The organism is Bacillus cereus group sp. MYBK222-1 (genome assembly GCF_051916425.1).
Lineage (GTDB): Bacteria > Bacillota > Bacilli > Bacillales > Bacillaceae_G > Bacillus_A > Bacillus_A paranthracis.
On the sequence record NZ_JBQAGP010000001.1, the window covers coordinates 2228581 to 2246705 of the forward strand.

The following is an 18125-nucleotide window of genomic DNA, read 5'->3' on the forward strand; positions in this document are numbered from 1 at the left end:
CCCTATATATTCTATCATAGGCATTCTAAGAGAAACTACTCAAATCCCTCATAAACAACACGAAAGAAAAGAGCCTCACTATTAGCAGCAAGGCTCTTTTTTATCTTCAATATGCTAGCCTTTTGAATAAAAACTAGTAATAAACTTCATATTACTACTTATTATCCATTAGCAAGTAAGTAATCCATTTATTTTCAAAACGAATTTTTTCTTATTCTACAGAGAAGATGAAAGAATACACCGGTTGGTTTCCAGCATGTACTTCTACTTCTGCATCTTCAAAATTCTCTTCTACAAATTCAACTAATTCAGCTACTTCTTCGTCAGTTGCATCTTCACCTTGTAGAATCGTTACGATTTCAGAATCTTCATCAATTAGTGCTTCTAGTAATTGCTTCGCAGCCCCTACTTTTTCAGCATTTGTTGATACGATTTTTCCATCTGCGATACACATGAAATCATCTTTTTGAATTGCCACACCATCAATTTCCGTATCACGTACAGCATACGTAATTTGACCTGTTTTCACATGAGATAAAGCTTCTTTCATGTTTTCTTCATTTTCTTCTAGCGTTCCAACTGGATTAAATGCTAACATTGCAGCCATACCTTGAGGAACTGTTTTTGAACGAACTACAATCACTTCTTGATCCACAACTGACGCTGCTTGTTCTGCTGCCATTACGATATTCCCGTTGTTCGGTAAAATAATGATTTTTTCAGCGTTTGCTTCTTCAATCGCCTTCACGATATCCTCAGTACTTGGATTCATCGTTTGGCCACCTTCGATAACTTTCGTCGCGCCAATGCTTTCAAATAAAGTTTTAATACCAGATCCCATAGCTACAGTTACGATACCATATGGTTGTTTCTCTTTAGGCTGGCTAGTTGGCTCTGGCATCATAGCAGGCTCATCTAATAAAGCGGTATGCTGTTCACGCATATTCTCTACTTTAATCTTGATTAAACTACCGTAACGTTGTCCGTAGTTCATAGCGTCTCCAGGATGTTCTGCATGAATATGAACTTTTACAATTTCATCATCAGATACAACTAGTAGTGAATCACCATACACACTAATATCTTCACGGAATTTTTGTTCAGAGAAATTATGTTCTTTCACTTTATCAGCTTCTAATTTCACCATGAACTCCGTACAATATCCATACTTAATATCTTCTGTACTCAATTGGCTTTGTACACTACGGTGATGTTCTGCGCGCACCATTTCATTCATAGATGGTTGGGCAGGTGCATCAGAAGAAATCGTTTCTCCTTTTAAGTCAGCTAAAAACCCTTCGTAAACTACTACAAGACCTTTACCACCGCTATCTACAACGCCAACTTGTTTTAATACAGGTAATAAATCTGGCGTACGATTTAACGATGCATTTGCTTCTTTCACAACGTCTTCCATAAACAAAACAAAGTCGCGCTGTTTTTTCGCAACTGTTACTGCATATTTACCCGTTTCTCTTGCAACCGTTAAAATCGTTCCTTCAATCGGTTTCATAACCGCTTTGTAAGCCGCCTCTACTCCAGCTTCTAAAGCTGCAGCAAAATCAACTGTTGTTAATTCTTCTTTTTGTTCAATGGATTTCGAGAAACCACGGAACAACTGAGATAAAATAACTCCAGAGTTACCACGAGCTCCCATTAATAATCCTTTGGCTAAACTTACGCCGACTTTACCAGCATGTTGTGAAGGATTTGCTTTCACTTCACGTGCGCCTGAAGTCATAGATAAGTTCATGTTTGTACCGGTATCGCCATCTGGAACTGGAAATACGTTTAATGCATCAACAAGCTGAACATTATTCGTTAAATTATTCGCTCCTTGAATGATCATTTGTGATAAACGTTTTCCATCAATTTTTTGAATTGACACAGATTTTCCTCCTTAATGCACATTACAAGTTTATTACTTTAACTCCTTGTACGTAGATGTTTACAGAATCTACTGCTAGTCCTACAGTTTGATCTAATGTATATTTCACTTTCGTCTGCACGTTATGTGCTACTTCTGAAATTTTCGTACCATAGCTCACAATAATATACATATCAATATGTACTTCATCTTCATCTTTACGAACAATAACACCTCTAGTGAAATTTTCTTTTCGTAAAATGTCTGTTAATCCATCTTTTAACTGATTTTTTGATGCCATACCTACGATACCGTAGCAATCTACCGCGGCACCTCCAGCAATTGTTGCAATTACATCTGTACTAATATCAATTTGACCGTACTTCGTTTTAATTTCAATTGACATCTCGTTTTCCCCCTTCATAAATGGTGAAAGTGAGTTAGACTACTTTAGTTACTATCATATAATCTTTTTAAAGAAAATTCCATCGTTCTTTCTTTTTCACTCTCATATTTTATGTTGAAAACTACACTTTTTTATGATGAGCAAAATAGTCCATTGTTATTATACAACATGTATCACTATAATATGTCAAGCAATTTTTCTTGATTTCAACTTTTCTTCATTGACATATAGTGTCAAGTAATTTTTCTTGATTTCTTTTTTCTACAGTGTTGCATTCTCTTTTTAGTTGTGTTAAATTATAGTAGTGTTTTTAGCATCGCATAAAAGACTAACATTGAAAAATTACGTATGGTAAGGTATCAAGGGAGGGAAATATAAATGGCTCGTGTTTGTGCTATTACTGGAAGAAAAGCTCGTTCTGGTAACTCTCGTTCTCACGCAATGAACGCTACAAAACGTAAGTGGGGCGCTAACCTTCAAAAAGTTCGCGTACGCATCGACGGAAAAGTTCAACGTGTTTACGTTTCTGCTAGAGCATTAAAATCTGGCAAAATCGAACGTGTTTAATAATAAAAAAAAGAGCCGCTAGGCTCTTTTTTTACTATACCAATGGAAAAAGCACCGGTAATAGGTGCTTTTTTTAATCTTTTTTGAAGGTATTTAACATGGCACGAACAATTCCACCAAGAAATTTAGGTAACTTAATTGTATAAAATCTCATGGTTTCCCTCCTAATCCCCATTACTCCACTTGGTCACTATATGATGTAAGGAGCAAAATTGTTTCTTTAATCAGTGCTTCTTATCACCATTAATATGCCAGAAGTAAATGAAAAAGTACCTTTTTCCTCAACGAGTTCATTACTAATACAAAGTGTGGATCCCCACTCTATTTTTTTATTCGTTAGAGGATATTTAAAACCAAGTAATGTAATCCCTTCCACTATTTCAGTAACAGGCACAAAAGATACATAAGGGAAATTTTTATTTTCTTCAATTATATGTGTACCTACTCTTTTTACACTTATTTCATTTTGATTGTCTACAATACACATCTCTATTCCTACTTCTAATCCTTTTAAAAGCATTTGTATATTCGCTAAACCGTGATCAAGTCTTCCGCCAGTAGCACCAAAAATACGAATGAGTGCCGGCTTTTGTTCTAACGCCCAGTTAATCGCAATTTCTAAATCAGTTTGATCTTTTTCACGAGGAACAATATGTAAATCATTTGTTTGTTGCCCCATCCATGCTAATTCTTCTTCCGTAACCGAGTCATAATCTCCAAACGCAACAGCAGGAGTAATACCTCTTTTTAATAAACGATATACTCCTCTATCAACTGCCGCCCACACTACTTTCTCATTTTCATATGAAGAAAAATCTGCACAATATTCCGCGGGTCCTCCCGCTAAAATATGAATAATCATGTTTCCTTCCCCTTCTATTGTAAAAAGGCAATCTGCCATTCGGTAGATTGCCTTTTTATATATTTTTTCTCTACCCTTTATAAATAGTGAAAACTTACTACACTAGAAGATTCACTGGGATAAAGACTCGTTCATTCATTATCCACGAATGACACGAATTGCTTCACCGCGGTCTTTTTGATTGTATACTGCTGACCCAGCTACAAGTACATTTGCTCCTGCTTCTACACAAAGTCTTGCTGTTTCAGCGTTTACACCACCATCAACTTCAATTTCTACTTCTAGATTGCGCTCTTTAACCATTTCTGCAACTTGTTTAATTTTCGGTAATACAGAATGGATAAATTTCTGCCCACCAAATCCAGGGTTTACTGTCATAAGTAATACCATATCAATATCTTCTAATACATGCTCAATCACTGAAACTGGCGTATGCGGATTTAATACAACTCCTGCTTTAATGCCATGAGATTTAATTAACTGAATTGTACGATGCAAATGAGGGCACGCCTCTACATGAACAGTAATAATATCCGCTCCCGCTTTTGCGAAAGTCGGGATATAGTTATCAGGATTTTCAATCATTAAATGTACATCTAACGGTAACGATGTGATCGGACGAATTGCTTCTACAATTAATGGTCCAATCGTAATATTTGGTACGAAATGTCCATCCATTACATCGACGTGAATGTAATCCGCTCCGCCTTTTTCTACATCTTTAATCTCTTCCCCTAATTTTGAAAAATCTGCTGATAAGATCGATGGTGCAATTTTAATCATAACTAATACCTCGGCTTTCTCTCTCTAATTTCTTCTACAAATTGTTTGTAATTCTTATAACGATATTCTGTAATCTTCCCCTCTTCAACCGCAGCCTTCACAGCGCATTTCGGTTCAGAAAGATGTGTACACCCTCTAAATTTACAGTATTGGCTCGCTTCTTTCAACTCTGGAAAACAATATGTAAGATCTTCTACCTCTATATCTATGAAATCGAGTGAACTAAAACCAGGTGTATCTGCAACTAGTCCGCTTCCAATCGCAATTAATTCTACGTGTCTTGTCGTATGTTTCCCGCGTCCTAAATGTGAGGAAATATCATTCGTTTTCAGTTCTAATTCTGGACGTAAGACGTTAAGCATAGAAGATTTTCCAACACCAGATTGCCCCGCAACGACGGAAACACAACCTTCTAAGAATGGTTTTAAAATGTCAATACTTTCCGATGTATTTATAGAAGTAAATAATACATCATATCCCATCTCACGATAGTCATTTGCATAAGATTCAACAGTCTCTCTCATTTTTTCATCCACTAAATCCATCTTACTAATGCAAATAATCGGCTTAATGTTATGATATTCAATCAGCACTAAAAATCGATCTAACAGTCCCGGATTAAAATCTGGTTCTACTGCAGAAAATACGAGTATCGCTTGATCAACATTAGCAATAGGAGGCCTGACAAGTTCATTTTTTCGATCAAATACTTCAAGCACGTATCCTTCACTCGGATTATCAGCCTGAAAAACAACTTGGTCTCCTACCAGTGGTGTAATTTTATTTTTTCTAAACACACCACGCCCGCGACATTGTGTAATCCCTTCTTCATGCTGCACATAATAAAATCCACTTAGAGCTTTTACAATTTTTCCTTCTGGCATATAATTCTCCTTTATTCTGTATAAAGTGAAGCTGGAATTCCTATTGAATGGATTATCATTCTTTAAATAAAGATTTCAAAACCCGTCATATATATACATTAATATATTTAATCTACCATCAAATTTAAAATATTATTTATAACAGTATCACTTTTATATCTTTTTGAATCATATATTTTTGCCTGTTATACAGTCCACTATATGTAGACAGCATAACAGGCAGAAGTAATACATTCCATTCTCTTTGGAGATAAAATGGAATTCATTATTATTGAGTTGGGTATGGTACTTCTTTGTCAATAATCGTTACACCATCTCGTACAATTTTATAATGTCCTTTTGTACCTTCTTGAATTACAAATTCTAATGAAATAGTTGCCGACTCTGAAATTGTTCTAGTTTCAATTGGTCTATCCATTTTTTGTTGCATATCTTCTTTATAAATTTCTATCGTTTGCGGTTTTTTCTCACCTATTATAGAAGACTCATACGGAATAGAAATATTATCCACTTTCACTGTTTTCGTTACTTTCGGCTTAGGACCATCTGAAATAACAATCGTCACTTTATCTCCTTCTTTTAACGGCGTTCCTGGTTTTGGAGATTGCGAAATTACAAGTCCTTTATCAACAGTATCAGAATACTCTCGTTTTATATCTGGAGTTAGTTTTCTCTCATTCAGATAACCAGTTGCACTATTTTCAGTCCACCTTGAAAAATCACCCGGTCTAATTTGATAAGGACCTTTACTCACCCAGATTTTCAGTTCTTGCTCGGCCTCTACCACCATTTGGTCAGACGTCGGAAATTGCTCTACGATTGCACCTTTTGGCCTATCATCTTCAATATAATATACTGTAACTTGTTTATATTTCTCTTCTAACTCTGTTCTTATACTCTCTAAATCTTTTCCTGTGAAATCAATCATCTTACTTTTCTTTTTCCCACCTGATTGATAGATAGTAATTTTAGAGTTTTCTTTCACGACTCTTCCTGCCACAGGGTCTGTTTTTATAACATCACCGGTTTCAACATCATCTGTATATACAATATTAGGTTCCGTAACCTCAAAACCCTTTTCAACTAATGTATTTACTGCGGTCGTATATTTCATACCAGCCACATCAGGGACTTTTACATCTTTTGGAATAAAGAATCCTGGAATAACAGTAAGGGCTAACGTTATTCCGATCGCTAAAAGTAAAAATGTTGTAATTAAAACTTTGAGCCATTTATTACTTCGTTTTTTCTTCTTATTTAAATCCTCATCTTCTTTTCTTGCCTGTTCATCCACTTTACTTCCTTGTAAAACAATTGTTTCATCAGTTACATTTTCGAATAATTGTTCCTGTTGAATAACCGGAATCGCTTTTGTCGCTTCCATATCTTCCGGTATGTAAAATGGCTGCTCATTTATCCTCTCTGGATATAGCGCAGTTTCAATATCTCGTTTCATCGCATTAGCAGATTGATATCGATGAAACGGATCTTTCGCAGTTGCCTTTAATATAATATTTTCGACACTTTGCGGAATACTTTCATTCCATCTTTTTGGAGACGGAATTTCACTTTGTAAATGTTTTAAAGCTATAGCAACAGCAGATTCTCCAGAAAATGGTTGTCTTCCTGTTAACAACTCAAACATAACAATCCCTAGGGAATAAATATCTGATTGTTTATTTGCTATCCCGCCACGTGCTTGTTCTGGTGATAAGTAATGCACCGAACCGAGTACTGAATTTGTATGTGTAATTGTTGTTGCACTTGTAGCTGTCGCAATTCCAAAATCTGTTACTTTTATTACTCCATCAGCTCGAATTAAAATATTGTGCGGTTTAATATCGCGGTGCACAATTTCAAAATGATGGGCGTGTGCCATGGCGGATGTTAACTGCTCCATAATATCAAGAGCTTCTCCTATCGGTAACATTCCTCGCTCAATTATGTATTGCTTCAATGTTTGTCCTGGTACATACTCCATTACAAGATAATATATACCATCTTCTTCTCCGACATCATACATATTCACAATATTTGGATGCGACAACGTTGTAACAGACTGCGCTTCTCGATGGAAACGTTTAATAAACTCTTCGTTATTTGAATAGTCGAGTCTTAATATTTTCACCGCTACATCTCGGCCTAGTATATCATCATGAGCTAAATACACATTGGCCATTCCACCGCCACCAATCATTTTCAGTAGCTTATAACGGTCATTTAAGCGTTTTCCAATCAGCACGTTGCACTTCACCTACTTTCGTTTGTCGAACCCGCATAATCAATGAGAACAAGGGTGATATTATCTTCCCCGCCACGATCATTCGCCAATTGAATGAGACGTTGTCCCTTAGTTTCTAGCTGTTCATTTAACTGTAAAACTTGTTGCATATCAGCAATAGAAACTTTGTTAGATAGTCCATCAGAGCAAAGAAGTAACTGATCATCTTCCTCTAGCACTAATGTTTTCACATCTAATCCGACTTTCTCTTCTGTTCCTAATGCCCTTAACAAAACATTCTTTTTCGGGTGATATTCTGCGTCTTCTTTTGAAATTTCACCATGTCTCACAAGTTCATTGACAAGTGAGTGATCTTCCGTTACAAGCGAGATTTCCCCCTCTGATACCATATAACAACGACTATCTCCTATATGACCTATCGTCACAAAATTTGGTGTACAAATCGCTATTATAAGTGTTGTTCCCATACCATTACATTCTACATGTTGCTTAGAGTATTCATATATACGCTCATTAATAATCCCCACGCTAGTATGTAACCACTCTTCTACTTTTTTTGGCTCGTTCATATTATGCGTTTGCTTCCAATAATCATGGAATAATTGAATGGTCATCGAGCTAGCTACATCACCAGCTCGATGACCTCCCATTCCATCTGCTACTACCGCTAAAATATTTCCATCTAAATTATGAAAAACTCCTGCACTATCTTCATTATGTTGACGAACTTTTCCTTTATCTGATAGAAACACGGCTTTCATCTCGTCACCTCGTCTCTTCTTTGCGCTCCTTCGCACGCAACTGACCGCAGGCTGCATCAATATCATGACCTTGTTCACGGCGAATCGTTACATTTACTCCACGATCTTTTAACGTTTTTTCAAATAAGAAAATTTGTTCACGTGGCGTACGTACATAATCACGTTCAGGTACGTAGTTTACCGGAATTAAGTTCACATGACATTTTACACCTTTCAAGAGCGCAGCAAGCTCTTCAGCGTGCTCAACTTGGTCATTTTCGCCTCCAAATAGTCCATATTCAAAAGTAATACGACGCCCTGTTCTATTTACATAGTATTTAATAGCTTCCATCAAATCTGGTAGCTTATAAGCACGGTTAATCGGCATTAATTTTGAACGTAATTCTGAGTTTGGAGCATGCAGTGAAATCGCAAAATTAATTTGTAAATCTTCTTCAGCGAACTTATAAATTTTCGGGATGATTCCACTTGTCGAAACTGTCATATGTCTCGCACCAATATGAAGTCCTTTTTCATGATTAATGATGCGTAAGAATCCCATTAAATTATCATAGTTATCAAATGGTTCTCCAATTCCCATAACGACAAGAGAACTTACACGTTCTTCTGATTCATCAAGTGCACGTTGCACTTCTACTACTTGTGCTACAATTTCTCCAGCTTCTAAGTTTCGCTTTAAACCGCCAAGCGTTGAAGCACAGAACGTACACCCAATACGACAACCTACTTGTGTTGTTACACAAATGGAATTTCCATATTCATGTCGCATTAATACCGTTTCAATAGAATATCCATCATATAATTGGAATAAGAATTTAATTGTTCCATCCGAAGACGTTTGTTTTACTAATGTATTTAAAGTAGTAATATCAAAGGAATTCGACAATTTTTCACGCAATCCTTTAGAAAGGTTTGACATATCCTCATAATTTTTTACACGTTTTTTATATAACCAATCAAAAATTTGTCCAGCACGGAACTTTGGTTCTCCTTGCTCCTTTAACCAATCTTGCATTTCATGAAGTTGTAAAGAGTAAATTGATGGTTTTTTCGTTTCTAAATTTTTCTTTTGTTTTCTCACAGTCGTTTCCACGATGCTACACCTTCTTCCTTAAACAAGCAATATAAAAGCCATCTGTTGCAAAATAATGCGGTAAAATTTGTACTTGACCTTCATCAATATACGGACTTAACTTTTCTGGCATACGCTCTTTTATCGTAGTATCCCACTCAAACTCAGGATGCTCTTGTAAAAATCGTTCTATTACTTGTTCATTTTCTATTTTTTCAATTGTGCACGTACTATAAACAAGGCGACCACCTTGTTTTAATAACGGTGCGATTTTTTCTAGTATTGCAAGTTGGATCGTCGATAATCTTTCACTATCGCCTTTATCTTTACCTAACTTAATATCAGGCTTACGTCTAATTACACCAAATCCAGAACATGGGGCATCTACTAATATTTTATCAAACGTTTCATTTGCAAAATGTTCTTGCACTTTTCTAGCATCTAATGCCTTTGTTTCGACATTTCCTAGACCAAGTCGCTCTGCTTGTTGTTTAATTAAACGTACTTTGTGTGCATGTAAATCAAGGGACATGACTTGACCAGTTCCTTTTAATCGCTCTGCGATATGTGTTGTTTTTCCACCTGGAGCAGCACAACTATCAAGAACTACATCTCCCTCATCTGGTTCTAAGGCACGTGCTACCAGCATAGAACTTTCATCTTGAATAGAAAGAAAACCTTTTTTAAACGCATCTGTGTGCGCTACATTCCCTTTTTCAATTTGAATTGCATCATCTGACAAATCGCCACGCTTCGCTTCTATACCTTCACTAGCTAATAATGCAATTGCTTCTTCTACTGTTATTTTATCAACATTTACACGCGCTGTTGGTACAGGCGGTAACATGTTCACTTCACACATTTTCTCAGCAGTTTCTAAACCATATTCTGAAGTCCACTCTTGGACAAGCCAAATTGGATGACTCGTTGCAATTGCCAAACGTTCTACTGGATCTTTGATTTCATCTACAGAAGGTACACCTTCTCTTTGAATCGAACGTAATACACCGTTCACCATACCAGCAATTCCTTTATGCCCGCGACGCTTTGCAATCTCAACGGCTTCATGAATAGCCGCTCTTTCAGGCACTCGGTCTAAATAAATCATTTGATATAAAGATAAGCGAAGTAATACTCTTACCCACGCTTCAACTTTCTTTTTTAAAAAAGGCTGTAAATAATAATCTAATGTATCACGACGTTGGATTGTTCCATATACAATCTCAGTTAATAAACCAATATCTTTTCTATCAATTGTACTTTTTTCAATTAGATTATTTAAAAGTAAGTTACTGTATGCACCACTTTTTTCTACTTGAATTAAACCATCAAGAGCTAATTCACGAACATTTTGTCTCATGCATTTTCTCCTAACTTCGTTCCAATTTCAGGTTTTGTTCCACGTAAAAATTGTGAACAGCTCATACGCTTTTTACCAGAAGGTTGCAATTCTGTAACTTTAACACCCGTTTCATTACCAGTTGCTACAACGAAACCATCTTCTTCGATCGCAACAATCGTACCTGCTTCAGCTGATTTCGTTACAGGTACTTTTTCTCCCCACCATACTTTAACAACTTGTCCTGCTAAAGTTGTATAAGCAACTGGCCATGGATTCAATCCGCGAATGTGATTGTATACTTCTTCACCTGTTTTTGTCCAATCAATTTTCTCTTGCTCACGTTTTATATTATATGCAAACGTTACTTCTTCCTCGTTTTGTTTAATTGGTTCTAACTTACCTTGAATTAGTAAAGGTACTGTTTTAGATAGAAGATGTGCCCCTGCTTCACTTAACTTATCAAATAACGAGCCTGTCGTTTCACGCTCTTCAATTTCCACTTCTACTTGCGTTAAAATATCACCAGCATCCAATTTTTCTACCATATACATAATTGTAATACCTGTTTTTTCTTTCCCTTCCATAATTGCATAATGGATTGGTGCACCACCACGAAGTTCAGGAAGTAAAGAAGCGTGGACGTTAATACATCCATACTTCGGTGCTTCTAAAATTTCATTTGGTACAATTTGACCGAACGCAGCTGTTACAATTAAATCTGGCTCTAATGCCAATACTTTTTCATATTCGTCTTTTTCACGAATTCTTAACGGCTGTAACACCGGAATACCATGCTTTTCTGCTTCCACTTTAACAGGTGTAGGTGTTAATACTTTTTTTCTGCCTACCGGACGATCTGGTTGCGTAACAACACCTATTACATCATAGCCATCTTCAATAAGACGACGAAGCACCGGCACTGAAAAGTCCGGTGTTCCCATAAATACTACTTTTATCATTTAAAAAACGCTCCTTTTAATACCTATTCTAATTCATTTTCCTCATAATATCTTGTCACTTTCGATGTAAATAACACACCGTGTAAATGATCGATTTCATGTTGAATTGCACGCGCTAAAAAACCCTCTGCTTCTAGTAAAAATACTTTGCCTCGACGATTTTGCGCACGCACTTTAATATAATCCGCACGTTCCACTTCACCATAAAGTCCCGGGAAGCTTAAACAGCCTTCGGGACCTACTTGTTCACCACGTTTTTCTAATATCGATGGATTGATTAACTCAATTTTCCCAGTATCATCACCGATATCAACTACCGCCACTTGCAAGCTTACCCCTACTTGAGGCGCAGCTAAACCGACTCCGTCCGCAATTAACATTGTTTCATGCATATCTTTCAACAATTTCACTAACTTTTTATCAAAGTTAATTACTCTTTCACACGGTGTTTCTAACACTTCATTTGGATGCTTTACTATTTCTAAAACTGCCATATTTCCCTCCGCTACATTAACATTGTTGGATTAAAATCAATTGAGATTTGTAGCTCTTTTTGCATTTCTGCTTGATAATGTTCATTTACCATTTTGAGCACGTTCTTTAAGTTTGGTTCCCGTTTGTATTTTATCATGCATTGATAACGATATCTATCTTTTATCCTTGGAATTGCTGAAGCAACCGGTCCTAACACCATCGTTTGCTGCGAACAGTGCGTCCGTAAATGACCGACAATTTTTTCCGTCACTTGTACTGCCTTTAATAATTCTGGATGAGATACCGTCACAAGTACAACATAGTAATAAGGTGGGTATTGTCTCGTTCGCCTCATTTGCATTTCTTGATCAAAAAACACATCATATTGTTGGTTCTTTGCTAACTCTATACTATAATGTTCTGGCGTATACGTTTGAATTATAACTTCCCCTGGCAATTCATGTCGGCCTGCTCGTCCACTTACTTGCGTCAATAACTGATAAGTCTTTTCACTCGCCCGGAAATCAGGTAAATGAAGCATCGTATCAGCAGTTAAAACACCAACAAGCGTTACTTTCGGAAAATCTAACCCTTTTGCAATCATTTGTGTTCCAAGTAATATATCTGCTTTTTCTTCCCCGAACGCCTTTAATAATTTCTCATGCATCCCTTTACGACTCGTCGTATCTACATCCATTCGAATGACTCGTGCCTCTGGAAATAGTTTTGTAATTTCTTCTTCTAACTTTTGCGTACCTGTACCAAAGAAACGAATGTATGTACTTTGACAAGCAGGACACGCAGTCGGCATATTTTCTTCGTAACTGCAATAATGGCATTTTAAACGATGATTCATTTTATGATATGTCAGCGAGATATCACAATGCGGACATTGTACAACGTACCCGCAATCACGGCACATAACAAATGTAGAATGACCTCTTCTATTTAAAAAGAGCACCATTTGTTCTTTCTTTTCTAACCGATCTGCTATTTTTTCATGCAGTGCCTTTGAAAACATGGAGCGATTCCCGTCACGAAGTTCTTCACGCATATCAACAATCTCTACTGTCGGTAAAGCTTGTTCGTTCATACGTTTTTCCATCGTCAGTAATTCATACACACCTTTTTTCGCTCTTGCAAACGATTCAAGCGTCGGTGTTGCACTACCAAGAACGATAGGGCATTTATGATATTGTCCTCTCCACACAGCTACATCCCTTGCATGATACCTCGGATTATCTTCTTGCTTATAGCTCGATTCATGTTCCTCATCAATGATAATAATCCCTAAATTTTCAAAAGGAGCAAATACAGCTGAACGTGCACCAACTACGACTTTCACTTCTTTTCTTAAAATCTTACGCCATTCATCATATTTTTCTCCAACAGACAGCGCACTATGAAGAACTGCAACTTGTGAGCCAAATCTACCTTTAAAACGATCTACCATCTGAGGCGTTAGTGCAATTTCAGGAACAAGTACAATAGCTTCTTTTCCTTTCTCGAGCACCGCTGCTATAGATTGTAAATATACTTCTGTTTTTCCGCTTCCTGTAACACCATATAGTAAAAATGGATTGTAAGTTTCATTTGTAATTGATGATAAAATCGGTGTAATAACTTGCTTTTGTTCCTCAGTAAGTGGGAATGGTTTCGTTTGTTCAAAATCGTCATCGTCATACGGATTTCGGTACACTTCCACATACTTTTCTGAGAGTAGTCCCTTTTTAACAAGTGCTTTAATTGGAGCATCTGTTATTTGTAACTCTTCTGTTATTACTTTCAACGGTACACTTTTATAATTTTCCACAAAATAATAGAGGACATCTTGTTGTTTTTTACTTTTCAGTTCAAATGCTGCTAATTCTAATTTATCTTCTGGCAACTCCGGTTGAACGACTCTTTGTTTCTTCTTTTGTACTTTATCTTTTACTTGATAAACAACTTCAATCGTACCATGTTTAATTTCTTGTTGAATCGTGCGGTATAGCTGTGGCTGCGTCTCAATCGCTTCCCAATCTATCGCTTCTTTGTCCTGAAATAAAAACAGTAGTTCAGGTGCTACTTCTTCTTGTTTACGAAGTTGTAGACGTTTTTTATATGTTGCTTTTATCGCCGTTGGAAGCATAACTTGAAAAGCTGAAATCATATAACATAACGTTTCACTTGTAAGCCAATACCCTAGCTTTAACAACTCTTCATTTAAAACGGGTGTTACATCTAAAATTTCATGAATTGTCTTTAACTTCTTACTTTCTACTTCAACCGAATCTTTAATCCCAATAATAAAACCTTGCAATTTCCTTGGGCCAAACGGAACTACTACACGCATGCCTGTCTGGACAATATCTTCCCATTTTTTAGGGATAATATAATCAAATGGTCGATCTGTCTGACGTGCAGGTACATCAACAATTACACTTGCAAATTTCATAGACGATCATCTTCTAACATCATTTCAATTTGCTTTAATATTTCACGAGCAACCTCTTTCTTCGTTAAAAGTGGCAACTCTATAACTTCTCCATCTTTTCTATACATTGTTACAATGTTCGTATCTGTACCAAATCCAGCTCCTTGCGCCTTTACGTCGTTTGCAACAATCATATTCGCATTTTTCTCACGTAATTTTTTCGTTGCATATTCCTCTACGTTTGTCGTTTCAGCCGCAAAACCGATAAGTAACTGTTTGTCTTTCATCTCACCTAACGTTTTTAAAATATCTACTGTTCTCTCAAGTTCAATTACAGCATCGCCATTTTTCTTTTTCATTTTATTATCATGAACGTATTTCGGGCGATAATCTGCAACTGCTGCTGTTTTAATAACAACATCTACGTCTTCATAATGTTGAATAACCGCCTCTAACATATCTTGTGCAGATTCCACTTGCACCGTAGTTACATGTAATGGTGGATGTAATGCTGTCGGTCCCGAAACGAGTATAACATCAGCGCCTAAGTTCGCTGCCACTTCCGCAATCGCGTATCCCATTTTTCCAGAAGAAAAATTGGTCATAAAACGAACTGGATCAATCTTTTCACGTGTTGGACCAGCAGTTATTAATATTCTTTTTCCATGCAATGGTTTTTGTTCTGAAAAAGCCTCTTCTAACCGTGCGATAATCGCTTCAGGTTCTTCTAATCTTCCTTTCGCTACATAACCACACGCTAAAAAACCTTCTCCAGGCTCAATAAATGTATATCCTAACATTTTTAACGTCATCATATTTTTTTGAACAATTTTATTTTCATACATATGCACATTCATAGCAGGTGCAATCCACACTGGGGCTGTAGTAGCTAACAAAGTAGTTGTAATCATATCATCTGCAATACCGTTAGCTAACTTTCCAATACAATTGGCTGTAGCAGGTGCAACAAGTACAACATCTGCCCAATCTGCTAAATCGATATGAGCAATAACAGCTGAGTCTTTCTCATCGAATGTATCCGTATATACATCATGGCGAGAAAGCGCTTGGAATGTAAGAGGTGTAACAAATTTCATTGCCGACTCACTCATCATTACTTTTACAATAGCACCAGATTGTGTCAATTTACTCGTTAACGCAGCCGCTTTAAAGACCGCAATGCCCCCTGTTACACATAAAAGTATCTTTTTCCCTTTTAGCATATGGCTCGTCCTCTTTCTTTTTCAAACTTATAATACTGAAACAAGATTATCAGCTCATCAGTATCAATATTTCTTCCCTACCGTAAAAAAATAACAACCTACTTGTAAATAGGTTGTTACCGTTACATAGAAAATTATAAAGTCTATGTTTTAAATTGTCGAAGACAAAGTCTTATTCAGTTACTTTATCTTCACTTGGTACGTAGCTTAACGCTTCCATATCGATTTCTTCTAATGCTTTACCTACACATTTATGAGAAACTGGTTTTTCTACAACACAGTTATTAGCAAGTTGCATTTCGCGCGCACGTTTTGCAGCCACTGTTACAAGTGTATATTTAGAATCGATTTTTGTTAATAATGAATCAATTGATGGATTTAACATAATTATAGACCCTCCGTCATTTCTTTATAATATTTTGCTACTCTTTCGCGGCGGCAATGTTCGCCAACCACAATTGCTTTAATTCTTTCACAAGCTAGTTCAACTTGGTCGTTTTCTACAACGTAGTCGTAAGCGTCCATCATATCAATTTCTTCTTTCGCTACCGTTAAACGATTTTCAATAACATCTTCAGTTTCTGTACCACGACCGACAATTCGGTTCTTTAGTTCAGATAAACTTGGAGGTGCTAAGAAAATAAATACACCTTCTGGGAAAGCTTTCTTAACTTGAATTGCTCCTTGCACTTCAATTTCTAAGAATACATCTTTTCCTTCTTGTAATGTTTTTTCAACATAGTCAATTGGTGTTCCGTAATAATTACCTACGAACTCAGCCCACTCAAGTAATTTTTCATTACGAATCATTTCCTCAAATTCTTCTCTCTCTTTAAAGAAATAATCCACACCATCCACTTCACCTTCACGTGGCTTACGTGTCGTTACTGAAATGGAGTACTGAAAACGTGTATCCTCATGACTAAACAGCTCTTTTCGAACCGTTCCTTTACCAACCCCAGAAGGTCCTGAAAGAACGATGAGCAATCCTCTTCTACTTCTCATAAATATGTAAAACCTACCCTTCCTCACTTAACTCTTCTTTATTATTCAAACGATGTGCAATCGTCTCTGGCTGAATTGGACTTAATACAACATGCCCATCATCCATAACAATAACCGCCCTTGTTTTTCTCCCATACGTAGCATCAAGCAAAGCATTATGTTCGCGTGCTTCCTGTACTGTTCGTTTAATAGGAGCTGACTCCGGACTTACAATAGCAATAATTCGATGAGCAGATACAATATTTCCGTATCCAATATTTAAAAACCGCATGGCCATAGTTTGCGCCTCCTAGTAAGTCTATCCGATTTCTCCACCACGTATAACTTTATATATTTTTTGAAAGCTACTCAATATTTTGTACTTGTTCACGAATTTTTTCAAGGTTATTTTTCATTTCTACAACATATTTTGAAATTGTTAAGTCATTTGCCTTAGAACCAATCGTATTAATTTCTCTATGCATCTCTTGCACGATGAAATCCATTTTCCTTCCAACAGGCTCTTCAATCTGCAGTGTTTCACGGAATTGTTCTAAATGACTTTGCAAACGAACTAACTCTTCGTGAATATCACAACGCTCAGCAAAGATTGCAACTTCTGTTAGCAATCTTTGTTCATCTAGATCTTGATTATGTAATTCCTTTAAGCGATTTTCTAATCGTTCACGATATTTTCGTGTAACAATTGGTGCATGCGGAATAATAGCATTTACACAATTATGAATCTCTTGTAAGCGATACGCTATATCTTTATGTAATCGTTCTCCTTCGCCATCTCTCATCGTTTTTAACATATGAGCAGCTTGGCGAACAGCCTCATATAAACTGTTCTCAAATTGTTCATTTACGTTTTCTACCTCTTCAATCGCTGTTACTTCTGGCATTGCCATTAATTGCTCGAGTGTAATAGAATCTTGTAATTGAAATTTTCCTTTTATATCTTCCATAATCGATTGGTACTGCTCAAGAAGCGACCAATTCACACTTAATTTTCTTTCAACAAGCCCTTCACCCGCTATACTAATAGACACTTCAATACGTCCACGGCGAACTTGCTGTGCAATTATTTTACGAATTTTGTCTTCAAATACCGTCATTTGCTTCGGTAGTCGAATACTCATCTCTAGAAAACGGTGGTTCACCGATTTCATTTCTACTGTAATTTGAAAAGTATCACTCTCTACTTTCGATCTTCCAAATCCTGTCATACTACAAATCATTTTTTATCACATCCAAGCCATGAAATAACTCAATGAAAAAGG

19 protein-coding genes are annotated in these 18125 nt (G+C 36.6%); 1 reads left to right on the forward strand and 18 read right to left on the reverse strand.

Features of this window, described 5'->3' with window-relative positions; translation table 11 throughout:
• Window positions 1-211 precede the first annotated feature (211 nt).
• Window positions 212-1888, reverse strand: a complete 1677-nt coding sequence (locus ACTFR9_RS11370) for a DAK2 domain-containing protein (RefSeq protein ID WP_000027110.1) — start codon at window positions 1886-1888, stop codon at window positions 212-214.
• A 22-nt stretch (window positions 1889-1910) separates the two neighbouring features.
• Entirely contained in the window at window positions 1911-2273 is a 363-nt protein-coding gene (locus ACTFR9_RS11375; protein WP_000021109.1) for an Asp23/Gls24 family envelope stress response protein, read from the reverse strand.
• A gap of 378 nt (window positions 2274-2651) precedes the next feature.
• On the opposite strand from ACTFR9_RS11375, the gene rpmB reads away from it, so the two are divergent.
• Entirely contained in the window at window positions 2652-2840 is a 189-nt protein-coding gene (rpmB, locus tag ACTFR9_RS11380; protein ID WP_000124776.1) for a 50S ribosomal protein L28, read from the forward strand.
• Between the two features lie 73 nt (window positions 2841-2913).
• Here the strand turns inward: rpmB and spoVM are convergent, their stop codons facing one another.
• The 16 genes from spoVM to ACTFR9_RS11460 form a co-directional block, all read right to left on the reverse strand.
• Entirely contained in the window at window positions 2914-2994 is an 81-nt protein-coding gene (gene spoVM / locus ACTFR9_RS11385) for a stage V sporulation protein SpoVM (RefSeq protein WP_001213599.1), read from the reverse strand.
• A gap of 66 nt (window positions 2995-3060) precedes the next feature.
• Window positions 3061-3741 (reverse strand): thiamine diphosphokinase, encoded by a 681-nt coding sequence (locus tag ACTFR9_RS11390; RefSeq protein ID WP_001998094.1) that lies wholly within the window; start codon window positions 3739-3741, stop codon window positions 3061-3063.
• Between the two features lie 99 nt (window positions 3742-3840).
• The gene (gene rpe, locus ACTFR9_RS11395) at window positions 3841-4485 is read right to left on the reverse strand and encodes a ribulose-phosphate 3-epimerase (RefSeq protein ID WP_000589966.1); all 645 of its coding nucleotides are present in this window, start codon (window positions 4483-4485) and stop codon (window positions 3841-3843) included.
• Window positions 4486-4487: 2 nt separating this feature from the next.
• Complete coding sequence (gene rsgA / locus ACTFR9_RS11400; RefSeq protein WP_001113936.1) at window positions 4488-5369, reverse strand: ribosome small subunit-dependent GTPase A; 882 nt, start codon at window positions 5367-5369, stop codon at window positions 4488-4490.
• Between the two features lie 268 nt (window positions 5370-5637).
• Window positions 5638-7611: a serine/threonine protein kinase PrkC gene (prkC, locus tag ACTFR9_RS11405; RefSeq protein WP_000904766.1), complete on the reverse strand. Its 1974-nt coding sequence runs from the start codon at window positions 7609-7611 to the stop codon at window positions 5638-5640.
• 8 nt (window positions 7612-7619) lie between these two features.
• Complete coding sequence (locus ACTFR9_RS11410; protein WP_000648696.1) at window positions 7620-8372, reverse strand: Stp1/IreP family PP2C-type Ser/Thr phosphatase; 753 nt, start codon at window positions 8370-8372, stop codon at window positions 7620-7622.
• A gap of 4 nt (window positions 8373-8376) precedes the next feature.
• Entirely contained in the window at window positions 8377-9465 is a 1089-nt protein-coding gene (gene rlmN / locus ACTFR9_RS11415; RefSeq protein ID WP_000450543.1) for a 23S rRNA (adenine(2503)-C(2))-methyltransferase RlmN, read from the reverse strand.
• A gap of 4 nt (window positions 9466-9469) precedes the next feature.
• Window positions 9470-10804 carry a 16S rRNA (cytosine(967)-C(5))-methyltransferase RsmB gene (gene rsmB, locus ACTFR9_RS11420; protein ID WP_001249672.1) on the reverse strand — a complete coding sequence of 445 codons (1335 nt, stop codon included), beginning with the start codon at window positions 10802-10804 and terminating at the stop codon, window positions 9470-9472.
• Entirely contained in the window at window positions 10801-11745 is a 945-nt protein-coding gene (gene fmt, locus ACTFR9_RS11425) for a methionyl-tRNA formyltransferase (RefSeq protein ID WP_000598791.1), read from the reverse strand. Before fmt ends, rsmB begins: the two co-directional genes overlap by 4 nt.
• Before the next feature lie 23 nt (window positions 11746-11768).
• The gene (gene def / locus ACTFR9_RS11430) at window positions 11769-12239 is read right to left on the reverse strand and encodes a peptide deformylase (RefSeq protein WP_000279468.1); all 471 of its coding nucleotides are present in this window, start codon (window positions 12237-12239) and stop codon (window positions 11769-11771) included.
• A gap of 11 nt (window positions 12240-12250) precedes the next feature.
• Complete coding sequence (gene priA / locus ACTFR9_RS11435) at window positions 12251-14656, reverse strand: primosomal protein N' (RefSeq protein ID WP_229136215.1); 2406 nt, start codon at window positions 14654-14656, stop codon at window positions 12251-12253.
• Entirely contained in the window at window positions 14653-15858 is a 1206-nt protein-coding gene (gene coaBC, locus ACTFR9_RS11440; protein WP_229136216.1) for a bifunctional phosphopantothenoylcysteine decarboxylase/phosphopantothenate--cysteine ligase CoaBC, read from the reverse strand. Before coaBC ends, priA begins: the two co-directional genes overlap by 4 nt.
• A gap of 172 nt (window positions 15859-16030) precedes the next feature.
• Entirely contained in the window at window positions 16031-16243 is a 213-nt protein-coding gene (gene rpoZ / locus ACTFR9_RS11445) for a DNA-directed RNA polymerase subunit omega (protein ID WP_000933970.1), read from the reverse strand.
• A gap of 2 nt (window positions 16244-16245) precedes the next feature.
• Complete coding sequence (gene gmk / locus ACTFR9_RS11450; protein WP_001257738.1) at window positions 16246-16863, reverse strand: guanylate kinase; 618 nt, start codon at window positions 16861-16863, stop codon at window positions 16246-16248.
• A gap of 13 nt (window positions 16864-16876) precedes the next feature.
• Complete coding sequence (gene remA, locus ACTFR9_RS11455) at window positions 16877-17140, reverse strand: extracellular matrix/biofilm regulator RemA (RefSeq protein WP_001251458.1); 264 nt, start codon at window positions 17138-17140, stop codon at window positions 16877-16879.
• A 67-nt stretch (window positions 17141-17207) separates the two neighbouring features.
• Window positions 17208-18083 (reverse strand): YicC/YloC family endoribonuclease, encoded by an 876-nt coding sequence (locus tag ACTFR9_RS11460; RefSeq protein WP_229136217.1) that lies wholly within the window; start codon window positions 18081-18083, stop codon window positions 17208-17210.
• Window positions 18084-18125: the final 42 nt, after the last annotated feature.